This is a genomic window from Allobosea eneae (assembly GCF_042657265.1).
Lineage (GTDB): Bacteria > Pseudomonadota > Alphaproteobacteria > Rhizobiales > Beijerinckiaceae > Allobosea > Allobosea eneae.
Window position 1 is genome coordinate 14,693 of sequence record NZ_JBHSLW010000054.1, and the last position, 21,620, is coordinate 36,312.

Annotated in this window: 24 protein-coding genes; 9 read left to right on the top strand and 15 right to left on the bottom strand. The window is 65.8% G+C overall.

Annotated elements, in window-relative coordinates:
• Positions 1-66: 66 nt before the first annotated feature.
• The 5 genes from ACFPOB_RS25585 to ACFPOB_RS25605 all read right to left on the bottom strand — a co-directional run bounded on the left by ACFPOB_RS25585 (position 67) and on the right by ACFPOB_RS25605 (position 4,572).
• The gene (locus ACFPOB_RS25585) at positions 67-840 is read right to left on the bottom strand and encodes an amino acid ABC transporter ATP-binding protein (protein ID WP_377801160.1); all 774 of its coding nucleotides are present in this window, start codon (positions 838-840) and stop codon (positions 67-69) included.
• On the bottom strand, positions 837-1,940 hold the full coding sequence (locus ACFPOB_RS25590) for an amino acid ABC transporter permease (RefSeq protein ID WP_377801161.1): 1,104 nt from the start codon (positions 1,938-1,940) through the stop codon (positions 837-839). The genes ACFPOB_RS25585 and ACFPOB_RS25590 overlap by 4 nt, the downstream gene beginning before the upstream one ends.
• Positions 1,937-2,968 (bottom strand): amino acid ABC transporter permease, encoded by a 1,032-nt coding sequence (locus ACFPOB_RS25595; RefSeq protein WP_377801162.1) that lies wholly within the window; start codon positions 2,966-2,968, stop codon positions 1,937-1,939. Before ACFPOB_RS25595 ends, ACFPOB_RS25590 begins: the two co-directional genes overlap by 4 nt.
• A 217-nt stretch (positions 2,969-3,185) precedes the next feature.
• Entirely contained in the window at positions 3,186-4,211 is a 1,026-nt protein-coding gene (locus ACFPOB_RS25600; RefSeq protein ID WP_377801163.1) for an amino acid ABC transporter substrate-binding protein, read from the bottom strand.
• A gap of 88 nt (positions 4,212-4,299) precedes the next feature.
• Positions 4,300-4,572 carry a heavy-metal-associated domain-containing protein gene (locus ACFPOB_RS25605; protein WP_047575049.1) on the bottom strand — a complete coding sequence of 91 codons (273 nt, stop codon included), beginning with the start codon at positions 4,570-4,572 and terminating at the stop codon, positions 4,300-4,302.
• 186 nt (positions 4,573-4,758) lie between these two features.
• Between ACFPOB_RS25605 and ACFPOB_RS25610 the strand changes: the two genes are divergently transcribed.
• Genes ACFPOB_RS25610 through ACFPOB_RS25620 form a run of 3 tightly spaced genes read left to right on the top strand, consistent with a single transcriptional unit; the run spans position 4,759 to position 9,029 of the window.
• A complete protein-coding gene (locus tag ACFPOB_RS25610) occupies positions 4,759-7,299 on the top strand; it encodes a heavy metal translocating P-type ATPase (RefSeq protein ID WP_052231999.1) in 2,541 nt (846 codons plus the stop codon).
• Between the two features lie 28 nt (positions 7,300-7,327).
• On the top strand, positions 7,328-7,813 hold the full coding sequence (cueR, locus tag ACFPOB_RS25615) for a Cu(I)-responsive transcriptional regulator (RefSeq protein ID WP_082735493.1): 486 nt from the start codon (positions 7,328-7,330) through the stop codon (positions 7,811-7,813).
• Positions 7,814-7,832: 19 nt separating this feature from the next.
• Positions 7,833-9,029 carry an aminotransferase class V-fold PLP-dependent enzyme gene (locus tag ACFPOB_RS25620; protein WP_068072678.1) on the top strand — a complete coding sequence of 399 codons (1,197 nt, stop codon included), beginning with the start codon at positions 7,833-7,835 and terminating at the stop codon, positions 9,027-9,029.
• Positions 9,030-9,052: 23 nt separating this feature from the next.
• Here the strand turns inward: ACFPOB_RS25620 and ACFPOB_RS25625 are convergent, their stop codons facing one another.
• The 4 genes from ACFPOB_RS25625 to ACFPOB_RS25640 are packed head-to-tail and all read right to left on the bottom strand — an operon-like array spanning position 9,053 to position 11,873.
• Positions 9,053-9,634 carry a hypothetical protein gene (locus ACFPOB_RS25625; RefSeq protein ID WP_054211118.1) on the bottom strand — a complete coding sequence of 194 codons (582 nt, stop codon included), beginning with the start codon at positions 9,632-9,634 and terminating at the stop codon, positions 9,053-9,055.
• 58 nt (positions 9,635-9,692) lie between these two features.
• Positions 9,693-10,265 (bottom strand): Crp/Fnr family transcriptional regulator, encoded by a 573-nt coding sequence (locus ACFPOB_RS25630; protein ID WP_377801164.1) that lies wholly within the window; start codon positions 10,263-10,265, stop codon positions 9,693-9,695.
• A gap of 11 nt (positions 10,266-10,276) precedes the next feature.
• Positions 10,277-11,584, bottom strand: a complete 1,308-nt coding sequence (locus tag ACFPOB_RS25635; protein WP_054211119.1) for an MFS transporter — start codon at positions 11,582-11,584, stop codon at positions 10,277-10,279.
• A gap of 10 nt (positions 11,585-11,594) precedes the next feature.
• A complete protein-coding gene (locus ACFPOB_RS25640) occupies positions 11,595-11,873 on the bottom strand; it encodes a metal-sensing transcriptional repressor (protein WP_054211120.1) in 279 nt (92 codons plus the stop codon).
• A 107-nt stretch (positions 11,874-11,980) separates the two neighbouring features.
• Here ACFPOB_RS25640 and ACFPOB_RS25645 point away from each other — a divergent pair, with 107 nt between their 5' ends.
• The 3 genes from ACFPOB_RS25645 to ACFPOB_RS25655 are packed head-to-tail and all read left to right on the top strand — an operon-like array spanning position 11,981 to position 13,854.
• Positions 11,981-12,367: a hypothetical protein gene (locus tag ACFPOB_RS25645; protein WP_054211121.1), complete on the top strand. Its 387-nt coding sequence runs from the start codon at positions 11,981-11,983 to the stop codon at positions 12,365-12,367.
• Positions 12,368-12,418: 51 nt separating this feature from the next.
• The gene (locus tag ACFPOB_RS25650) at positions 12,419-13,153 is read left to right on the top strand and encodes a HupE/UreJ family protein (protein ID WP_054211122.1); all 735 of its coding nucleotides are present in this window, start codon (positions 12,419-12,421) and stop codon (positions 13,151-13,153) included.
• Between the two features lie 20 nt (positions 13,154-13,173).
• A complete protein-coding gene (locus ACFPOB_RS25655) occupies positions 13,174-13,854 on the top strand; it encodes a hypothetical protein (RefSeq protein WP_054211123.1) in 681 nt (226 codons plus the stop codon).
• Between the two features lie 76 nt (positions 13,855-13,930).
• On the opposite strand, the gene ACFPOB_RS25660 is transcribed toward ACFPOB_RS25655, so the two are convergent.
• Together ACFPOB_RS25660 and ACFPOB_RS25665 are read right to left on the bottom strand one after the other, a co-directional pair.
• Positions 13,931-14,194, bottom strand: a complete 264-nt coding sequence (locus ACFPOB_RS25660; RefSeq protein WP_082365457.1) for a GDCCVxC domain-containing (seleno)protein — start codon at positions 14,192-14,194, stop codon at positions 13,931-13,933.
• A gap of 5 nt (positions 14,195-14,199) precedes the next feature.
• The gene (locus ACFPOB_RS25665) at positions 14,200-14,616 is read right to left on the bottom strand and encodes a mercuric transporter MerT family protein (protein WP_054211124.1); all 417 of its coding nucleotides are present in this window, start codon (positions 14,614-14,616) and stop codon (positions 14,200-14,202) included.
• 65 nt (positions 14,617-14,681) lie between these two features.
• Here ACFPOB_RS25665 and ACFPOB_RS25670 point away from each other — a divergent pair, with 65 nt between their 5' ends.
• Positions 14,682-15,176 (top strand): MerR family transcriptional regulator, encoded by a 495-nt coding sequence (locus tag ACFPOB_RS25670; RefSeq protein ID WP_377801165.1) that lies wholly within the window; start codon positions 14,682-14,684, stop codon positions 15,174-15,176.
• On the opposite strand, the gene ACFPOB_RS25675 is transcribed toward ACFPOB_RS25670, so the two are convergent.
• From ACFPOB_RS25675 to ACFPOB_RS25690, 4 genes are all read right to left on the bottom strand, one after another.
• Positions 15,129-18,332, bottom strand: coding sequence for an efflux RND transporter permease subunit (locus ACFPOB_RS25675; protein ID WP_377801166.1), 3,204 nt, complete (start codon positions 18,330-18,332; stop codon positions 15,129-15,131). The genes ACFPOB_RS25670 and ACFPOB_RS25675 overlap by 48 nt on opposite strands.
• On the bottom strand, positions 18,329-19,744 hold the full coding sequence (locus ACFPOB_RS25680) for an efflux RND transporter periplasmic adaptor subunit (RefSeq protein WP_377801167.1): 1,416 nt from the start codon (positions 19,742-19,744) through the stop codon (positions 18,329-18,331). The genes ACFPOB_RS25675 and ACFPOB_RS25680 overlap by 4 nt, the downstream gene beginning before the upstream one ends.
• Positions 19,741-20,139, bottom strand: a complete 399-nt coding sequence (locus ACFPOB_RS25685; RefSeq protein ID WP_054207530.1) for a FixH family protein — start codon at positions 20,137-20,139, stop codon at positions 19,741-19,743. The genes ACFPOB_RS25680 and ACFPOB_RS25685 overlap by 4 nt, the downstream gene beginning before the upstream one ends.
• A gap of 128 nt (positions 20,140-20,267) precedes the next feature.
• Complete coding sequence (locus tag ACFPOB_RS25690; RefSeq protein WP_156450861.1) at positions 20,268-20,720, bottom strand: hypothetical protein; 453 nt, start codon at positions 20,718-20,720, stop codon at positions 20,268-20,270.
• 125 nt (positions 20,721-20,845) lie between these two features.
• Here ACFPOB_RS25690 and ACFPOB_RS25695 point away from each other — a divergent pair, with 125 nt between their 5' ends.
• Positions 20,846-21,178 carry a four-helix bundle copper-binding protein gene (locus tag ACFPOB_RS25695; RefSeq protein WP_377801168.1) on the top strand — a complete coding sequence of 111 codons (333 nt, stop codon included), beginning with the start codon at positions 20,846-20,848 and terminating at the stop codon, positions 21,176-21,178.
• A gap of 80 nt (positions 21,179-21,258) precedes the next feature.
• The gene (gene copM / locus ACFPOB_RS25700) at positions 21,259-21,594 is read left to right on the top strand and encodes a CopM family metallochaperone (RefSeq protein WP_158673275.1); all 336 of its coding nucleotides are present in this window, start codon (positions 21,259-21,261) and stop codon (positions 21,592-21,594) included.
• The last annotated feature ends 26 nt before the right edge of the window (positions 21,595-21,620 follow it).

Consider the following 21,620-nt stretch of genomic DNA (forward strand, 5'->3'; position numbering starts at 1 on the left):
TTGCGCGCCGACCGGCATTGAAAGTCGATGAAGTTTCTTGCTCATCTGTTTCTAATCCCGATCAGATCACGAAGATGACGCTAGGCCTGACCGACCGGTGGTGGTGCTAACAAAACTCCGTGCCCGATCGCAGCAGTCGCCGGCAAAGAACGCAGCGGGATCAGCGGTCTCGACGATCTTCCCTTGGTCCATGAACACGATCCGGTCCGCAACGGCCTTGGCGAAGCCCATCTCGTGGGTCACGCAGATCATCGTCGTCCCGGCTTCCGCCAAGGCCGTCATGACATCGAGAACCTCCTTGACCATTTCGGGGTCCAAGGCCGAGGTCGGCTCGTCGAACAGCATCAGTTTGGGGTTCATGGCCAATGCGCGCGCGATCGCGGCCCGCTGCTGCTGGCCGCCCGAGAGCTGCGACGGCATCTTGCGCGCCTGATCCTCCATCCGGACCTGGGAGAGCAGCATCATCGCCGCGCTCTCGGCATCGGGCCGCGGCAACCGGAGCAGCTTGCGCGGGCCGAGCGTGATGTTGTCGAGGACGCTAAGATGCGGAAAGAGGTTGAACGACTGGAACACCATCCCGATCGCGCGCCTCGCCCCGAAGACGCTGTCGCAATCGGCGTTGATGGCCTCCCCCTCCAATCGGATCAGGCCATTCTGGTAGCGTTCAAGGGCATTGATGCATCGGACCATCGTCGACTTGCCCGAACCGGACGGACCGCAGACCACGATGCGCTCTCCGACCCCGACGGTCAGATCGACGTCGCGCAGAGCGTGCATAGCGCCGAACCATTTGTTCAGCCCGGAGACCTCGAGAAGCGGGCGGCTGGACGATGACATCATTGCCGTTCCGCCGCCTTGAGCTCGCGTTCGAGGCTCTGACTGTAGCGCGACATGGCGAAACAGAGCCCCCAGAAGACCAGCCCGACGAAGACGTAGCCCTCCGCGTGGAGCCCCAGCCAGTCGGGATCGGCGGCGCCGGCAGCGACGATGTTCAGGACCTCGAAGAGCCCCAGAATCACGACCAACGTCGTGTTCTTCACCAGCGCGATAGCGTTGTTGACGACGCCGGGAACCACGACGCGCAACATCTGCGGCAGCGTGACGTAGATCGCGGTCCGCCAGTAGCCGAACCCGATCGCGGCGGCCGCTTCGGCCTGACCCTTCGGGATCGCTTGGAAGCCTCCTCGGAACACTTCCGCGAGATAGGCGCTTTCGAACAGGATGATGCCGGTGACCGCGAGCGCGAGGGGATCGAACTCGGAGCCAACCGGAAAGGCGTAAGGTAGGAGGATCCGCGCCATGAACAGCACGGCGATGAGCGGCAGTCCGCGGCAGATCTCGATGTAGGCGATGCTCGCCCAGCGAAACAGCGGCATTTCGCTCTGCCGACCCAGCGCCAGCACGATCGCGATTGGGAACGACACGACGATTCCGGCGACGCCGAGAAGAAGCGTTAGCGAAAGCCCGCCCCATTTATCGGTCGTCACGCGCGACAGCCCCGCCACGCCGCCGTGGAGCAGGACATAGCCCAGGATGGGGAACACAAGGAGGAGAAAGAAGGCAACGACCCGCTTGCCTGGGGTGTCGCGCCGCAGCAGCAAGAAGACTGATACTGCGAAGATCAAAAATACGGCGTTCACGCGCCAGCGTTCCGGCTGAGGGTAGAAGCCATAGAGGAACTGGCCGCCACGGTTGACGATGAAGGCCCAGCAGGCGGCATCCGGCCGGCAGGCGGCGCGGTTCTCGCCGATCCAGACCGCGTCGATGAACGCCCATGGGACGATCGCCCAGATCAGCGCGACAGCGGCTGCGGCGATCGTCGATGTCAGCAGCACGTCGATCGGCCGAGCGAACAGATTGGCGCGCGCCCAGGCGAGTTGGCTTCTCAGCGCAGAAGCCGGGCTCTGCTCGACGCGGCTTGAGTTCACCAGCGCAGTCATCGCTCCACGAGCCTCAGGCGGCGGGACTGCAAGTTGCTAAGTCCCGTGATGGCCAGACTGAGCACGAGGTATACGGCCATTGTCATCGCCATGATCTCGATCGCCCGCCCGGTCTGGTTCAGGCTCGTGCCAACGAAGACGTTGACGAGGTCCGGATAGCCGATGACGGTCGCCAGCGACGACGCCTTAACGAGATGCAGATACTGGTTCGTCAGCGGTGGGACGAGCACGCGCATCGCCTGTGGGATGATCACCAGCTTCAAAATCCTGCCGCGGTCGAGCCCCAGCGCCGCGGCCGCTTCGCGCTGGCCCTTGCCGATGGCCTCGATCGAGCCGCGCACCAGTTCCGCAATGAAGGAGGCGTTGTAGACGGCCAGCGCCACGACCAGCGCCGCTAGCTCTGGCGACAACGCCATGCCGCCGGAAAAGTTGAACCCCTGCAGCGCCGGCCAGCTCACGCGGAGTTGGCCCCATCCAGCGACAAGGAGCAGTGCGCCGGCGAAGATAAAGACGATCGGGATCACCACACGCGTCGGCTGTCCGGTCTCCTCGCGCCAGCGTCGGGCGCGGCGAACGATGCCTGCGATCGCGGCAACCGCTCCGCCTACCAACAGCGCGAACGTCTCCCAACCCAGGCTCGTTTCCAGCGACGGGACAAAGATGCCGCGGTTGCTCAAGAAGACGGCGTCGAGCAGGTTGACGGCTTGCCGGGAGGGCGGCAGCGACCTGATCACGACGTTGTACCAGATCAGGACATGCAGAAGGAGGGGCAGGTTGCGGACCGTCTCGACATAGACAAGCGCAGCCTTCGCCACCGCCCAGTTCGGCGAGAGGCGCGCGATGCCGATCGCGAAGCCAAGAAGCGTCGCCGCGATGATACCGAGCAAGGCAACGAGGAGCGTGTTCGACAGGCCGACGAGGAAAACCCGCAAATAGGTATCGGTTTCCGCATAGGGGATGATGCTGAAGGAAATGCCGAAGCCGGCCTCCTGCCGCAGGAAGGAGAAGCCCAGCGCGAGCTTGCGCACGGCGAGGTTGGCCTCCACGTTGCGCCAGGCAAGCCACAGCAAGGCGCAAAGCACGAGCAGGAACGCGGCTTGGTAGAGGATATGGCGGCGCTGCCGACCCGTAAGATTTCGACCGAGCGTCACCTGCCGTGTCGCGATCTTCGGCGCACTCAAGCCGGTCGATGTCATGACCGATGCTCCATGAGGAGGTGCGGCGGGCTGAGCCGCCGCACTTCGTTCACCGGAAAGGCGGGCTGTAGAGCAGCCCGCCCTTGCTCCAGAGCGAGTTCAGGCCGCGATCGAGCTTGATCGGGCTGCCCGACCCGAGGTTGCGCTCGTAGAGCTCGCCATAATTGCCCGTTGCCGCGATGACCTTGACGGCCCAGTCCTGCTCCATCCCGAGCATCTTGCCGAATTCGCCCGTTTTTCCGAGCATGCGCTGGACTTCCGGGTTGGTCGAACTCGCCGCCTGCTCGGCGACATTCGCCTTCGTCACGCCGAATTCCTCGGCGGCGATGATGATGTTGAGGGTCCAGGCCACGATGTCGCGGAAGCGCGCGTCATCCTGCCGGAGCGTCGGCCCGAGCGGCTCCTTCGAGAAGACGTCCGGCAGGATCACCCAGTCATCGGGGTTCTTCATCGCCGTTCGGCTCGCCGCAAGGCCGCCGCGCTCGTTGGAATAGGCGTCGCACCGGCCCGACTCCAGACTCTGCTGGTTCTGTTCACGCGTCGAACCGGTGATGACGGTGTACTTCATGCCGTTGGAGCGGAAGTAGTCGGCGAGGTTCAGCTCCGACGTCGTGCCGGCCGAGACGCAGATCGACGCGCCGTTCAGGTCCTTGCCGCTCTTGGCGCCGAGCTTCTTCGCGACCATGAAACCCTGGCCGTCATACATGTAGACGCCGCCCCAATCGAGGTTGAGCGAGGCGTCGCGCGAGTAGCTCCATGTCGCCGTGCGCGTCAGGATGTCGGCGGCGCCGGACTGCAGCGTCGTGAAGGCGACCCGGAATTCGAGTGGGACGAACTTCACCTTGCTGGCGTCACCGAGGATCGCAGCAGCCAGGCCCCGGCAGAATTCGACCTCCATTCCCTTCCAGTTGCCTTGGTTGTCCAGTGTCGACATGCCCGTCGAGACGCCGGTCGAGACGCCGCAGAGCAGCTCGCCTCGGGCCCTGATGGCCTTGACGGTGTCGCCCTCCGCGGCTTCCGCCGGGAGGGCGGCCGCGCTGGCAAGAGCAAGCGCGGCCAGAATGATGCTCTTCATGACAATCCCCTCTGTTACGGGGCGAGCGGCTTGCGTAGGTCAGACGGTCGATGCTGCCTTCTGCCGCTTTCTGCCCCCTCGATTTCGTTCAGGCTGCGACGGGAGAGGCGCTTGGCGTGTAGCCGGCGCCGGTCACGATCGCCTTGATCGCCGCGTAGTCGCCGAAGCCCACGACATTCACGAGCCTGGAGGCGGGATCGGCATCGACGGTCGTGCCGGGCAGGGTCGTCTCGATCGCCTTCTTGATCGTGCCGGCGCAATGGCCACAGGTCATGTCGTCTACGCGGAAATTGAGCCCGCCCGCCGATGGGGTAGCGACGGTTTCGGATGTGGAATTGGAATGTTGCTGGCACGAGCACATGGCTAAAGCCTCCTGTTGATGTGCGGGTGAGAAGGAGGCTGCGGCTTTCCACAGTGGTAAGGTCAAGAGGCTTTTTTCGCCGCCTCGGCGCGTCCGAAGAATTTTTCTTCGAACGCTCCGATAGCGCTTGACCTTACCATTATGGGAAGCACCATATCCCTTGCCATCACAGTTCGGAGACACGTCATGTCGACTGCAACGATGGCCAGAAACCCGGCCTCACACGGCATTCAGTTGGATTTTCCTGTCGAAGGAATGAGCTGCGCCTCATGCGTCGGCCGCGTGGAGCGGGCGATCGCAGGGGTCGAGGGCGTCGGTGGCGTCTCGGTGAACCTGGCGACGCAGCGGGCGCACGTCGCCCTCTCGTCCGGCAGGGTCGAGACGGCGGCCATTGACGCGGCCATCCGCAAGGTGGGCTACGAGCCGAGGGAGAGCGTCGTCGAGTTGAGTGTCTCCGGCATGACCTGCGCCTCCTGCGTCGGGCGAGTCGAGCGTGCGCTCAAGGCGGTGCCAGGCGTCCTCGACGCAGCCGTCAATCTGGCGACCTCGCGTGCATCCGTGCGCGTGCTGGGCGGGCCGGAGATGGCGCCCTCGCTCGTCGAGGCAGTCTCCGCCGCCGGCTACGAGGCCGAACCGATCCGGAATGCGGTCGATACCGCCGACCGCGAACGTCAGGCCCGGGAAACCGAACTCTCGGGGTTGCGCCGTGACGTCGTCCTGGCGGCGATCGCCACCCTGCCGCTGCTCGTCTTCGAGATGGGCATGCACATGTCCGAGACGCTGCACCATTTTCTTGCCGGCCGGATCGGCGAGTTCAACATCAAGGTGCTGTCGTTCCTGCTCGCCGGCTTCGTGATGGCGGTGCCCGGCCAGCGCTTCATCCGCAAGGGGTGGCCGGCGCTGCTGCGTGGCGCTCCGGACATGAACTCGCTGGTGGCGCTCGGCACGACCGCGGCCTTCCTCTATTCGAGCGTAGCGACCTTCATGCCCGGCCTGTTGCCGGACGGGACCGAATACACCTATTTCGAGGCGAGCGCGGTGATCGTGACCCTGATCCTGATCGGGCGCTGGATCGAGGCGCGCGCCAAGGGTTCGACGAGCGAGGCGATCCGCCGGCTGATGTCGCTCCAGGCCAAGACGGCGCGCGTGCTGCGCGACGGCAGCGAGGCCGACGTGGCTATCGAGACGGTGATCGTCGGCGACGTCGTCATCGTGCGGCCGGGCGAACGCATCCCCGTCGATGGCGAGGTCGTCTCCGGATCGTCTTATGTCGACGAGGCGATGATCACCGGCGAGCCGATCCCGGCCCGCAAGCAGGCTGGCTCTGCCGTCACCGGCGGGACGGTCAACGGCACGGGCTCGTTCCGCTTCAGCGCTCGCAAGGTCGGGGCCGACACTTTGCTCGCGCAGATCGTCGCGACCGTCGAGGCGGCGCAGGGCGCAAAGCTGCCGATCCAGGCGGTCGTTGACAGGGTGACGATGTGGTTCGTGCCCGCCGTGATCGGGCTTTCTCTGCTCACCTTCGCGATCTGGCTGATCTTCGGCCCGAGCCCGGCGCTGTCCTACGCGCTCGTTAACGCTGTCGCCGTGCTGATCATCGCCTGCCCATGCGCGATGGGCCTGGCGACGCCGACCTCGATCATGGTCGGCACCGGCAAGGGCGCCGAGCTCGGCATCCTGTTTCGGCAGGGGCAAGCGCTGCAGAGCCTCAAGGACTCAAAGGTCATCGCGCTCGACAAGACGGGCACGCTGACGAAGGGCCGGCCGGAACTGACCGACATCGCGGTGACGGACGGGTTCGCGGAGGACGAGGTGCTGCGCCTCGTGGCCACGGTTGAAACCCTCTCGGAGCATCCCGTGGCCGAGGCGATCGTCGCCGGTGCGAGGCAGCGCGGACTGATGCTGGCCGAGCCGACGGACTTCTCCAGCGAGCCCGGATTCGGGGCGGCGGCGCGTGTCGATGGCCGTCGCGTCGAGGTCGGCGCCGATCGGCTGATGCGTCGTCTTGGTCTCGATCTTTCGCCCTTCGCCAAGCAGGCCGCGCAACTTGGCGACGCCGGCAAGACGCCGCTCTTTGCTGCGATCGACGGCCGGCTCGCGGCCATCATCGCGGTCGCTGATCCCGTGAAGGAGACGACGCCCGCCGCCATCGCCGCGCTGCATGGCCTCGGCCTGCGCGTCGTCATGATCACCGGCGACAACGAGCGCACGGCCAAGGCGATCGCGGCCCGGCTTGGAATCGACGAGGTCGTGGCCGAGGTGCTGCCCACCGGCAAGGCCGAGGTAGTCAAGTTGCTGCAGGTCGGCGGTGTCCGCGTCGCCTTCGTCGGTGACGGGATCAACGATGCGCCGGCGCTGGCGCAGGCCGATGTCGGCATCGCGATCGGCACCGGCACTGACATCGCGATCGAGAGCGCCGACGTCGTGCTCATGTCCGGCGATCTCTCCGGCGTCGCCACGGCCATCGCGCTGTCGCAGGCCACGATCGCCAACATCCGCCAGAACCTCGTCTGGGCCTTCGGATACAACGTCGTGCTCATCCCCGTTGCAGCCGGTGCGCTGTATCCGGCCTTCGGCGTGCTGATGTCGCCGATGTTCGCCGGCCTCGCCATGGCGCTCTCCAGCGTGAGCGTGCTGGCGAATGCGCTGCGGCTGAAGCGCTTCGGCCGGCGGGCCCGGGTCGAACCGGAGCCCTCCCGCCCGGCGCAGCTCGCGCCCGCCGAATGAATCTGTTGCAGAACCAGGAGCTATCGACATGAACATCGGCCAGGCGGCGACGGCATCGGGCGTCACCGCGAAGATGATCCGCTACTACGAGAGCATCGGCCTGATCGAGCCGCCAATCCGCACCCAGGCTGGGTACCGGGTCTACACGGCCGAGGAGATCCACGAGCTTCGCTTCATCAAGCGGGCCCGCACGCTGGGCTTCTCGATCGAGGAGGCCCGCGAACTTCTGGCGCTGTGGCGCGACAAGAGCCGGGCCAGCGCCGACGTGAAGACGTTCGCGATGAAGCATGTCCGCGATCTAGAGACCAAGATCGACGAGCTTCAGGCCATGTCACGGACGCTCCGGCATCTGGCCCAGACCTGCCACGGCGACGACCGGCCCGAATGCCCGATCCTGGCCGATCTCGCACTTCCCGACGCCCGCCAACCGCCTGCTGAGAAAAAGCGCGGCAAGGCGAAAACACACGCCGACTGCACATGCGACGAGGGCGACACGTTCAGCAGCCGGCATTGACCGGCAAGGCGATCGACACGTGAATCAGATCAACCGACTGGATATCGCCAGCTTGCGCGCGGACACACCCGGCACCGCTCATCGCATCCATCTCAACAACGCCGGCGCCAGCCTCATGCCAGCGCCGGTCATCGCGGCCATGAAGGATCACCTCGATCTTGAAGCGATGCGTGGCGGCTACGAGGCCGCCGACATGAGGGCAGAGGCCGTCTCGGCCGTCTATGCCTCCGTCGCCAGGCTGATCAATGCCGGCGATGACGAGATCGCGCTGACGGAAAACGCGACCGTCGCATGGCAGATGGCATTCTATGCGCAGCGCTTCCAGGCGGGCGATCGGATCCTGACCGCTCGCGCCGAGTACGCTGCAAATTATGTTGCTTTCCTCCAGATGGCGCGCCGAACCGGCGTCACGATCGAGGTCGTGCCCGACGACGAGACGGGTGCTCTCGATCCGGATGCTCTCGCAGCGATGATGGACGAGCGGGTCAAGCTCATCGCCATCACTTGGATCCCTACAAATGGCGGGCTGATCAATCCTGCTGCTGCGGTCGGGAAGATCGCGCGCCGTCATGGCGTGACCTACCTCCTTGACGCCTGCCAGGCGGTCGGTCAGCTCCCGATCGATGTCGAAGAGATCGGTTGCGATCTGCTCGCCGCAACGGGACGCAAGTTCCTGCGCGGTCCGCGCGGCACGGGGTTCCTCTACGTCCGACGGGCGATGCTCGAGACACTCGAACCGGCGATGATCGACCACTTCGGCGCGCCCTGGGTTGGCGCCGACCGCTATGCGCTGAGGCCGGATGCGCGCCGGTTCGAGACATGGGAGAAGAACTACGCCGCAAGGCTTGGACTGGGCGCCGCGGTCGATTACGCGCTCGGTCTCGGCCTCGACGCCATCAGGGCTCGCTGCCTGCACCTCACCGACCATGTAAAAGCGGAACTCGAACGCTTGCCACGGGTGACACTGCACGATCTCGGACGTGATCGCGCTGCGATCGTAAGCTTCGCGGTCCGCGGTCTTGCCTCGGAAGCGATCCGGTCGGAGCTGACTCAACGGGCGATTAACGTCAGCGTCTCGAAGCCGAACAGCACGCTTCTCGACGCCAGCGCCCGGAATCTCCCGACCGTTCTGCGCGTGTCGCCGCACTATTACAATTCCGAGGATGAGATCGACCTGTTCGTGGACGCCTTGAACGACATCGTTGCAAGCGGTTGACGCGGAGCTTGGTCGATCGACGGTCAGTGCTTGGGCGCACCGTGGCCGCCATGCCCTGACTCCGGCATCGGCGCGATTCGATTGCCGCCATAGCCGCGCAGGTGATCGTATCGCGCGATCTGCTCCGCCGACATCACCGCCGCAGTCTCGATATGGGCGACGAGATGGACCGCCCTCAGGGCTCCCTGCCTGACGCCGATCCGTTCCGTCAGCGCCTTGAGGCGCTGCGCGTCGATCTTGCGGGCGGCGAAGCCTGCGTCCAGTTCGCGTTCGAGGCCCAGAAGCTCTCCGCCAACCGCCTTCGCCTCGACGTTCATCCGCGCCTTGATCGACTCCAACGCTTGTCGCTGACGGCTTGACAGGCTGAGCAGGTCCGCAAGCTCGAGCGCGTGCATCGGCCCGGGATAGCGGTTGAGTTCGGCTGCCTTGGCGAGGCCCATGCCGCGGCCTTGCGCGAGATCGTCGAACTCCTTGGGCGACAGCGCCTTGATCGCCCGGCTCTGCTCGCCGGCATAGGAGCTGTGCGTCTGCCCCCATGCCGGCGCGGCCGACGCGAGGCCTGCCGAGATCAAAACGAGTATGGTGGTCAAGGCGAGGCGGCTCATCGGGGTTCTCCTTCGCGCCCAACCTGCCGGAGATCGTGACATCGCGACATGATCGAGATCATGTCAGGACGATGTGGCCGGTCTTCCGTGAAATCGTCCCCTGCGCCTCAAGTCGGGCCAGCGTCCGGTAGAACGCCCCGGGCGTCAGGCCAATCGCGACGGCGATGTCCCGCAGCGAGCCGTCAAAGGCGATCGTGCGTCCGTCTTCGCTGGCTTCCGCGACGAGGAAGGCGATCACCCGCTCGCGCGCCGAGCGGATGTCGCGCACCGTCAACCGCGCGCGGAGCGTCATCACCTGCCGGGCGAGATCGGCCGTCAGGTCGAGCCGTGCGGTCGCATCATCGCCCAGTAGCGCGAGGCTGGCGGCCTTGGGAAAGCACGCGACGACGGCTTCACTCAGGGCGATGGCGTCGCAATGGTAGCGCTCGGCGAAAAGTGAGGCCTCGGCGAAGCGCTCTTCCGGCCCAGCGGTGAACAGCGCCGTCTCACGGCCATCGCCGCCGAAGCGCACGAGCCTGACGCGTCCCGTGCGCACCATAAAGAAGCCGCGCGTTTCGTCCCCGGCCGCAAACAGCGTCTCGCCTGCGGCGAGATGTCGGATAATAGGAACGATTTCCGATAGCGGGCCCATGCTCAAGCCGCTCAGCCGCGCGTCGGCCAGGCAAGATGATTTCGGTCGATCACGAAGGCATGCCGATGCCGCCTGCCCGCACCCGCCAGATGCGGATGGTCGGCTTCGAGGCCGGGATGCTCGTGTTCGATCTCGTCGGGATCCCCCGCCGGCCAGACACGCAAGGCGATCGCCAGCGCCAGCCCGGCGATGATCGCCATCGCCACGAATGTCGCGGGCAAGCCGATCGTCGCGCCCAGCCAGCCCGCCGCCGGGTAGGTTATCAGCCAGCAGGCATGCGAGAGGGCGAATTGGGCGGCGAACAGCGCCGGCCGATCCTCCGGATGGGCAGAGCGCCGCAAAAGGCGACCCGACGGCGTCTGGGTCAGGCTGTAGGAGAAGCCGAGCGCGAACCAGAGCGGCAGCAGGACGGAAAAGCCGGGAACCAGCGTGCCCAGCATCAATAGGACCGGAAGTGCAGCGCCGGCAATCAACATCAGCCTGCGGTCGTCGAGGCGGTCGAGCAGGCGCGGCAGCGCGAAGGCGGCCGTCATCGAGCCCGCGCCGAACATCGCCAGCGCGAGCGCGGTCGCCTGCTGCGTCAGGCCATAGGTCGCCTGAACCAGAACCACCGTATTGACGATGACCATGGAGCCTGCCGCCGAGACGGCGAGGCTCAGCGCCAGCAGCCCGCGCAGCCGTGGCGTCGCGAGGTAAATCCGCAGGCCCCGCGTGGTGCGGTCGTAGACGCCACGCGGCTCGCCGGGCTTCGGGTTCGGCAGAATGACAGACACGACCAGCGCGGCCGAGGCGATGAAGCCGATGACCGTGCCGGCGAAGAGGTTGTGGAAGCTGATCACGGTCAGCAGCAGCGCCGCTAGCGCCGGGCTCAGCAGGCTCTCCAGATCGTAGGCCAGCCGCGAAAGCGAGAGTGCCCGGGTGTAGTCCTTCTCATCGGGCAGGATGTCGGGAATCGTCGCCTGGAAGGTCGGCGTGAAGGCGGCCGAGGCCGACTGCAGCACGAAGATCAGCATATAGACCTGCCAGATCTCCGTGACGAAAGGCAGCAGCAGCGCCGCGGCCGCGCGAACGAGATCGAGCCCCACCAGCATGCTCCGGCGCGGCAGGCACTCAGCGAAGGCGGACGCGATCGGCGCGACGCCGACATAGGCGATCATCTTGATGGCCAGCGCTGTGCCGAGCACGATGCCCGCATTCGCACCCGCGAGATCATACGCGAGAAGACCTAGCGCGACCGTCGCAAGGCCGGTGCCGACCAGCGCGATGACCTGCGCGAGAAAGAGGTGGCGATAGGTCCGGTTGGCGAGGATAGCCAGCATGGGGTGGGCCCTAAAGGTATTTCGCGATGGCCTTGAAGGCGTCGACCACCTCGCGCTGCTTATGCGGCAAGGGCCCGACGACTTCGTCGAGGCAGTGGTCGAGATGGTCCTGGATCAGGGTCTTCTTGGCCTGCCCGATCGCGCTCTCCACAGCCTGCAATTGCTGGGCGATGTCGAGGCAGGAACGACCGGCCTCGATCATCTCGATAACCTTGCGCAGGTGCCCGTCGGCCCGCTTCAGCCGCTTGACGATGGCGGGATGGGTCGCGTGGAGATGGCTCTCGGACATGGCTTTCCGTATCCTCCTGGGTAGGATACGTCAATGCGGTCACGTGACTCGTCGTTCGTCGTCTCCGGTCAAATTGTCGTCAAGAAGAAGGGCTCTACGCTCTGCCCATGTCGCGCCGCCGCCTTCGAGCCGGGTTCAGCCTCGTCATCGCCCTCGCGATGGCGCTCTGCATGACGCTCTCGGCTGCGCACGTCTCTGCCGGGCACAACGCCTACGCCATCGCGCAGGCCGAGGTCTTACGGCATGCGGAACTCGCCGCTTCGATCGCCGAGCACGGCCATGCCCATGAAGAGGGCGAGCCCGACGAGCGCTTGCCAGGCCATGTCCATGGGCACAATACCGCCGACCATGTCCACGAGACGGCGGATGTCGTCGGCCTGATCCAGCTCGGCACGCCGCGCTTCGTGCGGACCCCGATCCGGCACGAGCATCGGCGATCCGCCTCGGAGCGACCCGGCGGTCTGGAACGCCCGCCTCGATCCGCCGTCGCCTGAACTCAGCGCCGCGCTCGCGGCAGCCTTCAACGACGAACCATCGGATCAGTCATGCAACCACCTTCCACCGGAGGGCGGCGCCTGCTGCGACAAGCAGCCTTGCGCCTGCTCCTTTCCCTCGTACTGGCGATCGTCCTGGTTATGCCGGGCATCGATGCGGCGCTGGCCCACGCCGTAGCCGAGGGCGACAAGGGCTACATCAAGGAGATCACGGGGGTGAACCTGCTCCCGTTCGTCTATCTCGGCGCCAAGCACATGGTGACGGGCTACGACCACATCCTGTTCCTGTTCGGGGTGATCTTCTTCCTCTACCGCCTCAAGCACATCGCGCTCTATGTCAGCCTGTTCGCGATCGGCCACTCCACGACCATGCTGCTCGGCGTCTATTTCAACGTCGGGATCAACAGCTACCTCATCGACGCCATCATCGGGCTGTCGGTCGTCTACAAGGCGCTCGACAACATGGGCGCCTACCAGCGCTGGCTTGGCTTCCAACCGAACACCAAGGCGGCGACGCTGATCTTCGGCCTGTTCCATGGTTTTGGTCTCTCGACCAAAATACTGGAATACCAGATCTCCCCGGACGGGCTCATCCCGAACCTGCTCGCCTTCAATGTCGGCGTCGAACTCGGCCAGCTCACGGCGCTCGGCATGATCCTGATCGTCATGGGCTACTGGCGGCGCACGGCCAGCTTCTGGCGTCATGCCTACACCGCAAACGTCTGGATGCTCACCGCCGGCTTCGTGCTCGTCGGCTACCAGCTCACCGGCTATTTCGTTTCCTGAACCCCAAGGACACACGTCTCATGTACAACACCGACATCCCGACCCGCGCCGAACTGCCGACTAACGCCCAGCTTCTGCGCTCGACCGCCATCGCCATCGTCGCGGCGGCCGGCATCCTCGTGACCATCGTGCTGCCCGCCGAATACGCGATCGACCCCACCGGCGTCGGCCGCATGCTCAGGCTGACCGAGATGGGCGAGATCAAGACCCAGCTCGCAGCCGAAGCCGAGGCCGACCGCCTGAAGGACCTCTCCACGACGCCGATTCAACCGGCCCCCGCGACGCCGGCCCCGGACCAGCGCTCCGGCCTGCTGACCACGCTGGCCGGGCTCCTCGTCTCGCCTGCGCAGGCCGGCGAACGGCTCGATCTCGCCCAGGCCGAGAAGACCGACGAGACCGTGATCACGCTCGATCCGACCAAGGGGACCGAATACAAGCTCACCATGGTCAAGGGCGCAAAGGTCACCTTCGAGTGGAGCGTCAAGGACGGCGTCGTCAACTACGACATGCACGGCACGCCCGGCCCCGGCGCCAAGGAGAAGAGCTACAAGACCGGCCGCGCGGTAGCGGGCGATACCGGCGTGCTGACCGCCGAATTCGACGGCGGCCATGGCTGGTTCTGGCGCAACCGCGGCACGAAGCCGGTGACCATCATCCTGCGCACCAAAGGCGCCTATGCCGAGATCAAGCGCATGAGCTGACGAGGTTCCAGCCGGCCTGCGAGAACGCGGGTCGGCCGGCAGGCGCGAACCGAAAACAGCTCGCTTGGGCGCAGACCTAAAATCCGTCCCCGGAGCCGGTTCGCGCCGCGATCCGAGGCGCACAGCAGCCCGCCGCTGACGGCTGTCCATCGCTGGCGGCCTGAATCGGCGGACAGGGCACGTCGCCATAAGAGCAGAACACGCAGCAATCGCCTTCAAGCGGTCGCAGCAGTACTCCGCAGCTCTTGCATTCGTAGAAAAACCAGCAGGCGTCCGTCGGCATCGTCTCAGTCGCCTGATGGGCGCAGCGAGGACAAGTCAGAGTCGATTCAAGCTGCATGAGGATCACCGCGTCAGCTTGAGCAGGGCCGGCTCGATATAGGGCGACCAGACGAGCGCCAGCCCGACGACCAGAGAGCCGAAGCCGAGCAGTCCGATCGTGCGGCGGGATGTTCCTGGCTTGGCGCATGTGTCGCCATCACAGCTCGGCCTGCGCCTTCGCCAGAAGAAAAAAGCCCAGCCGAGAGCCAGCATACCCGCAGCGCCGGCAATAAGCAGCGGCCGGATATCGGCCAGGAAGGCAAGGCCGCTGAAGACCGCCCCCGTCGCTCCAAGTCCCGCGAGCGCGATCGGCAGCACGCAGCATGAGGATGCGACCAGCGCGCCGATCCCAACGACCGCGCCCGTCCCGGCCAGGAGGCGCGTGGATGGCGCCGGGAGAGGCTCCGTCGTGCTCGACTTTCCGAGTTCCGCGCTGAACATGAATGGTGCTCCGTTTCGATCCATGGCACTCTGCCTCCCGTAGCCACTACGGGATCAAGCCACATATGCTCACAAAGGCGCGAGGCATCGCCGCGGGACAGCTTGCACAAGCCGCAGGCGTCAATCTCGAGACGGTCCGCTACTATGAGACTATCGGGCTGATGCCCGCGCCGCCGCGCACGTCGGGCGGCCATCGCGTCTACGACGACGCCCATGTCAGGCGGCTGGCCTTCATTCGCCGAGGCCGCGAGCTGGGGTTCAGCATCGACGAGATTCGCGCCCTCCTGATCCTGAACGACCCCCGCCATGGCTCCTGCGCGGAGGTCAAGGACATCGCGTCGACGCACCTCACCGAGGTGCGTCGCAAGCTCGCAGACCTGACGAGGCTGGAGAGTATCCTCGCCGCATCCGTCGCGCGCTGCACCAGTGAGCCGCTCGCGCCATGTCCCGTGCTCGATATGCTCGGACCCGAAGCGTCGTCGCCTGACGCCGCCTTGAAGACGCTTGATCGCTCACTGGACGGGCTCAGACACGATCGGCAAACTGGCGACCGTGCCTGAATTGGCGCCGCCATCCGTCGGATGACGGCCGGACAGCCCAGCCGCCGGCGGCAGCCCCCAGCCCTTGACCAGCCCGTAGATCGCCGGGATCACCAACAGCGTCAGCACGGTCGAGGAGACCATGCCGCCGATCATCGGGGTGGCAATGCGCTGCATCACCTCCGAGCCCGTGCCGGTGTTCCAGAGGATCGGCAGCAGGCCCGCCATGATCGCGATCACGGTCATGATTTTTGGCCGAAGCCGCTCGACCGCGCCGAGCATGATCGCGTCGCGAAGATCGGCGCGGGTGAAGGCTCGTCCTTCCGCCGCGCAGCGCGCCCGCACCTCCTTCAGGGCCTGGTCGAGATAGATCAGCATGATCACGCCGGTCTCGGCCGCGACGCCCGCGAGCGCGATGAAGCCGACCGCGACCGCCACCGACATGTTGAAGCCCTGCCACCAGAGCAGCCAGATTCCGCCGACCAGCGCGAAGGGCAGCGACAGCATGACGATGAGCGTCTCGGTCAGCCGGCGGAAGTTGAGGTAGAGCAGCAGGAAGATGATCGCGAGCGTCACCGGAACGACGATCTTCAGCCGCGCCTCGGCCCGCTCGAGATATTCGAACTGGCCGCTCCAGGCGACGCGGTAGCCGGCCGGAAGCTGGACGGCCTGCGCGATCGCACCTTGCGCCTCGCGGACATAGCCGCCGAGATCGCGCCCGGCGATGTCGACGAAGATGTAGATCGCGAGCTGGCCGTTCTCGGTGCGGATCGTGGTCGCGCCGCGCTTGCGCTCGATCGTCGCGACCTCGCCCAGCGGCACCGAACCGCCCGACGGCATCGTCACCTGGACCTCGCGCGCGATCGCCTGCGGATCCGAGCGCAGGTCGCGCGGATAGCGGATGGTGACGCCGTAGCGCTCGCGGCCCTCGACCGTCGTGGTGACGGTCTCGCCACCCAGCGCCATCGTGACCGCGCCCTGCACGTCGCCGACCGAGAGCCCGTAGCGTCCGAGCGCGATCCGGTCCGGCACGATGTCGAGGAAGTAGCCGCCGATGACGCGCTCGGCATAGGCGCTGGTGGTGCCGGGCACGTTCTTGAGCACGGTCTCGATCTGGCGCGAGACGCCTTCCATTTTGGTCAGGTCGTCGCCAAAAACCTTGACGCCGATCGGGGTGCGGATGCCGGTCGCGAGCATGTCGATGCGCGCGCGGATGGGCTGCGTCCAGGCGTTGGAGACGCCGGGGAACTGGAGCGCCTTGTCCATCTCCGCCTTGAGGCTGTCGAGCGTGACGCCTTCGCGCCATTCCGCCTTCGGTTTCAGGTTGATGATGGTCTCGAACATCTCGGTCGGGGCCGGATCGGTCGCGGTCTGGGCGCGGCCGGCCTTGCCGTAGACCGAGGCGACCTCCGGGAAGGAGCGGATGATCTGGTTCTGCGTCTGGAGCAGCTCGGCCGCCTTGGTGACGGAGATGCCCGGCAGGGTCGTGGGCATGTACATCAGCGTGCCCTCGTTCAGCGTCGGCATGAATTCCGAGCCGAGTTGCCGCGCGGGCCAGAGGCTGAGCGCCAGCACCGCCATGGCCAGCAGGATCGTCAGGGTCTTGGCCCCGAGAACGCCGCGGATCATCGGACGGTAGAGCGCGATCAGGCCGCGATTGATCGGGTTCCGGCTCTCCGGGATGATCCTGCCCCGGATGAAGACCACCATCAGCGCCGGCACCAAAGTCACCGACAGGAAGGCGGCCGCCGCCATCGCGAAGGTCTTGGTGTAGGCGAGCGGCCCGAACAGGCGACCTTCCTCGGCCTCCAGGGTGAAGATCGGCAGGAAGGAGACGGTGATGACGAGCAGGCTGAAGAACAGCGCCGGGCCGACCTCGCTCGCCGCCTCGATCAGGATCTCGACGCGGGGCTTGTCCGGCTGAGCCCGTTCCAGGTGCTTGTGGGCGTTCTCGATCATGACGATGGCGGCGTCGATCATCGCGCCGACGGCGATGGCGATGCCGCCGAGGCTCATGATGTTGGAGCCAAGCCCCAGAGCCTTCATCGCCGCGAAGGCCATCAGGATGCCGACGGGCAGCATGATGATCGCGACCAGGGCGCTGCGCAGATGCAGTAGGAAGACGATGCAGACCAGCGCGACGATGATGCTCTCCTCGATCAGCGTGCCCTTCAGCGTCTCGATCGCCCGCTCGATCAACCCGGAGCGGTCGTAGACCGGCACGATCTCAGCCCCGCCCGGCAGGCTCGCCGCGACCTCGGCAAGACGTGCCTTGGCGTGTTCGATCACAGAGAGCGCGTTGGCGCCGAAGCGTTGCAGGATGATACCGCTGGCGACCTCCCCCTCGCCGTTGAGTTCGGTGATGCCGCGCCGCTCATCCGGACCGAGTTCGACACGGGCGACGTCGGAGAGGCGCAGCGGCACGCCCCGATCGCTCTTCAGGACGATGTTCTCGATATCGGCGATCGACTTCAGGTAGCCGCGGCCGCGAACCATGAACTCGAACTCGCTAAGCTCGACCGTGCGTCCGCCGACGTCCATATTGCTGCTGCGGACCGCCTCGCGCAGCGTCGCGAGCGAGACGCCCTGGGCGCGCAGCCGCACGGGATCGACGATGATCGCGTATTGCTTGACGAAGCCGCCGACGCTGGCGACCTCGGCCACCCCCTCGGCACGAGAAGCCGCGAAGCGCACGACCCAGTCCTGGAGCGAGCGTAGTTCCGCCAGGGTCATGTTCTTGGCGAGGACCGCGTACTGGTAGACCCAGCCCACGCCGGTCGCATCGGGCCCGAGCGTGGGCGAGACGCCCGTCGGGAGACGCCGCGCGGCGGCATTGAGATATTCGAGCACGCGCGAGCGCGCCCAATAGGGATCGGTGCCGTCCTCGAAGATGACGTAGACGAAGGAGACGCCGAAGAAGGAGAAGCCGCGCACGACGCGCGCCTTCGGCACGGTCAGCATCGAGGTGGTCAGCGGATAGGTGACCTGGTCCTCGATCACCTGAGGTGCCTGGCCGGGGTACTCGGTGTAGACGATGACCTGGACATCGGAGAGGTCGGGGATCGCGTCGAGCGGCAGGGTCTTCAACGCATAAACACCCGCCGCCACAGCGAAGGCGGCGGCAACGAAGACGAGGATCAGGTTGCGCGCCGACCAGGCGATCAGGCGGGCGATCATGGCTTGGCCTCCGGCTGGGCGAAGCCGCCCAGGGCGGCCTTAAGGTTGCTCTCGGCATCGATCAGGAAGTTGGCCGAGACGACGACGCGATCGCCCTCGGCGACCCCCTCGGTGATCGCGACCCTGCCATCGCCGCGGCGGCCGAGCTTGACCTCGCGCGGCTCGAACCGACCCTCGCCCAGATCAAGAATGACGACCCGGCGCGAGCCGCTGTCGATCACGGCGCTGTCGGTAACCGCGAGCTGCGGAGCTGGGTCATCGGAGCCGATATCGACGTCGGCATACATGTTCGGCAGCAGCATGCCGTCGCGGTTGCCGATCTCGATGCGGACCTTTGCCGTGCGCGTCGCCTCGGCAATCTCCGGGTAGATCACGCTGACGCGTCCCTCGAAGGAACTCCCCGGACGGCCGCGCAATCGCACCGTGGCTGGCGCGCCGATGCCGACGGCCGCCAGTTGGCGTTCCGGAACATCGGCCAGAACCCAGATCGTCGAGATGTCGGCGAGCCGGAACAGACTGCCGCCGGCCGTCATCTTCATGCCGTCACTGACCGAACGTTCCAGCACGATGCCGTCGCGCGGCGCCGACCAGTTGATCGTCAGCGGCACCTTTCGGCTGCGCTCGATCTCGGCGATGACCTCCGGCGGGACGCCGAGGTTTTCGAGACGCTGCCTTGCGCCGCCTTCGGGCACGCCGCGCGCGGCGGCATTGAGCTCGGTGATGAACTGCGCGCCGGCGGTGCTGATCTCCGGCGAATAGATCCGCGCCAGTTTGGTCCCCTTCGTGACGCGGTCACCGGTCGTGATCGGAGCGACCTCCTGGACGAAGGCATCCGCCCGGATCGTCACGACCGAAACCCGTCGCTCGTCGAGTTGCACCACGCCGGGCACGTGAATCGTCTGGACGATGTTCTGACGCCGGACGGGTTCGGAGCGCACGCCGCTGCGCTGGATGCGCCCGGGCGAGAGCTTGATGACGCCGTCCTCGTTTCCCTCGCCTTCGTAGACGGGGAGATAGTCCATCCCCATCGAGTCCTTCTTCGGAACCGGCGACGTATCCGGGAGCCCCATGGGATTGCGGTAGTAGAGAACGCGCTTCGGGTCGGCCTGCGCCATCCGCTCCTCGCTCGGAGGCTTCACCTCGAAGCTGACGTCCTGGCTGGCGCGGACGGCCGTGAAGGGCCTGCCGTCATCGGTCTGGCGCGGCTGCGCCGAATAGACCGGCTTCCGGTCCGGATCCTGATAGTAGATGATCGGTCCGGTTCCGGCAGGCTCGTTTGCCGCGAGCGAACCTTCGATGCCGAGCCAATCACGCCAGCCGACCGCAAGGCCGCGATGTCCGGCCCAATAGCCCGCACCTCCCGCCGCCAGCATGGCGGCGAGAGCGAGGCCCGTGAGGGCGTTGGGTTTCATGGCAGGGCCTTGAGGATCAGCTTGTTTTCGAGCGTGCCGGTTTCGCCCTGGACCTTGGCGCCGAGCGAGAGCCGCCAACCGCCGGCCATCGTCAGGTTCGTCTTGAAGCGGTAGGTGCCCGACTCGGTCGACGGCATCGTCTCGATCGGCGAGGCCATCATCTCCATCCCGTCGGGTGCCATGTCGATGCGCTGGGCGAAGATCACCGCGTCCGGGACGGGCTTGCCCGAACGCTTGTCGATGAGCGTCACGGCGACGACGACGCCGTTGCCCTGCTTGATCTCGTTCTGCACGAGCCGGAACTCGTAATCCTTGATGTCCGCGAGCGCCGGGAGCGAAACGGCGGCGAGCGGAAGCGCTGCGGCAAGCACGCGCAACGTGTTGATGAGGGTCATGTTCGTAGTCCTGAGTGCATCAGGCTGCCGCACAGGCGCACAGCCTCGGACGTGGCGTTGGCCACGGCTCACCGTCCGCCCGGAAGTCCCGTGCGGACGAAGCCAGCGCGGTTCGCGCCGGCGATGCCTCAGCTTCGTGGAGGTCGCGCGGGTGGCTCGAACGGACGAGACTGACGCGTGGCCTCGTCTCCGGTCAGGCCGAGCTCGGCGACGAACGCCCTGGCGAGCGTGACGAACGACGTCGGCTCGCTGGCGAAGCACTTGGTCAGGCAGAAGCTCAGCGCCGGACAGTTGGTCGTGCAGTCCTTGGCCTTGTCGTGATCCGTCGGACAGCACGGCATGGCACCGTCCATCAGCATCGCCATTTCAACGGTATCGGCCCGCTCGAATCCGGCCCTCGCCGGGCTGACGAAGGCAGCCAACGTGGTGGCCGCGACGAACAGGGCCAGAATCAGACAATGCGCAACGAGCCGAAGCTTCATGACACCGAAAATGGCACAGCGCCCAAAACAGAGGAAGGAGGGAACTTTCAACAGTTCGTCATCGCAGGGCCTTCGACCGTCGTCGTTGCGGCTCGTCAATAACCGTCGAGGGCGTCCCGCGCCGCATTGTTACAGATTGTTTCAGACAGGAACTCCTCACAGTCGCACGCGTCTTCCCCGAGTAGCCCTTCAATGGAACCGCAACAGCTTCAGGGAGAACGATCGTGCACCAAACGTCCCCCGAGATGCAGGCATGCATTGACGAATGTTTGCGCTGCTACCAGGCCTGCCTGGGCATGAGCACCAACCATTGCCTCAAGCTCGGTGGCGACCATGCCAGCCTGGATCACATCCAATTGATGCTCGCCTGTGCCGAGACTTGTCGCGCCAGCGCCCAGGTCATGATCATCGGCTCGCGGCATCACAAGCATCTCTGCGCCGAGTGCGCCGATATCTGCGAGGACTGCGCCAACGAATGCGAACGGATCGGAGATATGGACGACTGCGTCCGGGCCTGTCGGCGGTGTGCCGAAAGTTGCCGGAAGATGGCGGCATAGCCGCTCGCCTCCTTATCCTAGGGAGAACTCACATGAGAAACCTCACAGTGATTGCCTGCCTTGCGGCATCGATCGTGACCGTGGCATTCGCCCAGCCAGCTCCCAAGCCCGATACGGGCCACGACATGCCCATGAAGATGATCATGCCGGATGCCTCGGACTCCGCGTCGACCAAGGAATACAAGGCGGCGATGATGCACATGATGCAGTCCATGCCGACGACCTTCACGGGCGATGCCGACGTCGATTTCATGACGCAGATGAAGGCTCACCACCAGGGCGCGATCGAGATGGCCAAGGTCGTACTCGCGAACGGCAAGGATCCATCGGTCAAAAAGCTGGCGGGTGAGATCGTCAGCAGTCAACAGCGCGAGGTCGAAACGATCGAGCAATGGCTGAAAGCCAAGGGCCAGTAGCCCCTGCTTCCTGCGGGCGCTGGCCA

Coding starts and splice junctions, on each gene's coding strand:
- ACFPOB_RS25585 (WP_377801160.1), bottom strand. CDS start 840: ATGATGTCATCGTCCAGCCGCCCGCTTCTCGAGGTCTCCGGGCTGAAC.
- ACFPOB_RS25685 (WP_054207530.1), bottom strand. CDS start 20,139: ATGACCCTCATCAACACGTTGCGCGTGCTTGCCGCAGCGCTTCCGCTC.
- ACFPOB_RS25630 (WP_377801164.1), bottom strand. CDS start 10,265: ATGGGCCCGCTATCGGAAATCGTTCCTATTATCCGACATCTCGCCGCA.
- ACFPOB_RS25660 (WP_082365457.1), bottom strand. CDS start 14,194: ATGCAGCTTGAATCGACTCTGACTTGTCCTCGCTGCGCCCATCAGGCG.
- ACFPOB_RS25650 (WP_054211122.1), top strand. CDS start 12,419: ATGCAACCACCTTCCACCGGAGGGCGGCGCCTGCTGCGACAAGCAGCC.
- ACFPOB_RS25600 (WP_377801163.1), bottom strand. CDS start 4,211: ATGAAGAGCATCATTCTGGCCGCGCTTGCTCTTGCCAGCGCGGCCGCC.
- ACFPOB_RS25635 (WP_054211119.1), bottom strand. CDS start 11,584: ATGCTGGCTATCCTCGCCAACCGGACCTATCGCCACCTCTTTCTCGCG.
- ACFPOB_RS25640 (WP_054211120.1), bottom strand. CDS start 11,873: ATGTCCGAGAGCCATCTCCACGCGACCCATCCCGCCATCGTCAAGCGG.
- cueR (WP_082735493.1), top strand. CDS start 7,328: ATGAACATCGGCCAGGCGGCGACGGCATCGGGCGTCACCGCGAAGATG.
- ACFPOB_RS25610 (WP_052231999.1), top strand. CDS start 4,759: ATGTCGACTGCAACGATGGCCAGAAACCCGGCCTCACACGGCATTCAG.
- ACFPOB_RS25645 (WP_054211121.1), top strand. CDS start 11,981: ATGTCGCGCCGCCGCCTTCGAGCCGGGTTCAGCCTCGTCATCGCCCTC.
- ACFPOB_RS25625 (WP_054211118.1), bottom strand. CDS start 9,634: ATGAGCCGCCTCGCCTTGACCACCATACTCGTTTTGATCTCGGCAGGC.
- ACFPOB_RS25680 (WP_377801167.1), bottom strand. CDS start 19,744: ATGAAACCCAACGCCCTCACGGGCCTCGCTCTCGCCGCCATGCTGGCG.
- ACFPOB_RS25605 (WP_047575049.1), bottom strand. CDS start 4,572: ATGTGCTCGTGCCAGCAACATTCCAATTCCACATCCGAAACCGTCGCT.
- ACFPOB_RS25655 (WP_054211123.1), top strand. CDS start 13,174: ATGTACAACACCGACATCCCGACCCGCGCCGAACTGCCGACTAACGCC.
- ACFPOB_RS25665 (WP_054211124.1), bottom strand. CDS start 14,616: ATGTTCAGCGCGGAACTCGGAAAGTCGAGCACGACGGAGCCTCTCCCG.
- ACFPOB_RS25675 (WP_377801166.1), bottom strand. CDS start 18,332: ATGATCGCCCGCCTGATCGCCTGGTCGGCGCGCAACCTGATCCTCGTC.
- ACFPOB_RS25670 (WP_377801165.1), top strand. CDS start 14,682: ATGCTCACAAAGGCGCGAGGCATCGCCGCGGGACAGCTTGCACAAGCC.
- ACFPOB_RS25590 (WP_377801161.1), bottom strand. CDS start 1,940: ATGACTGCGCTGGTGAACTCAAGCCGCGTCGAGCAGAGCCCGGCTTCT.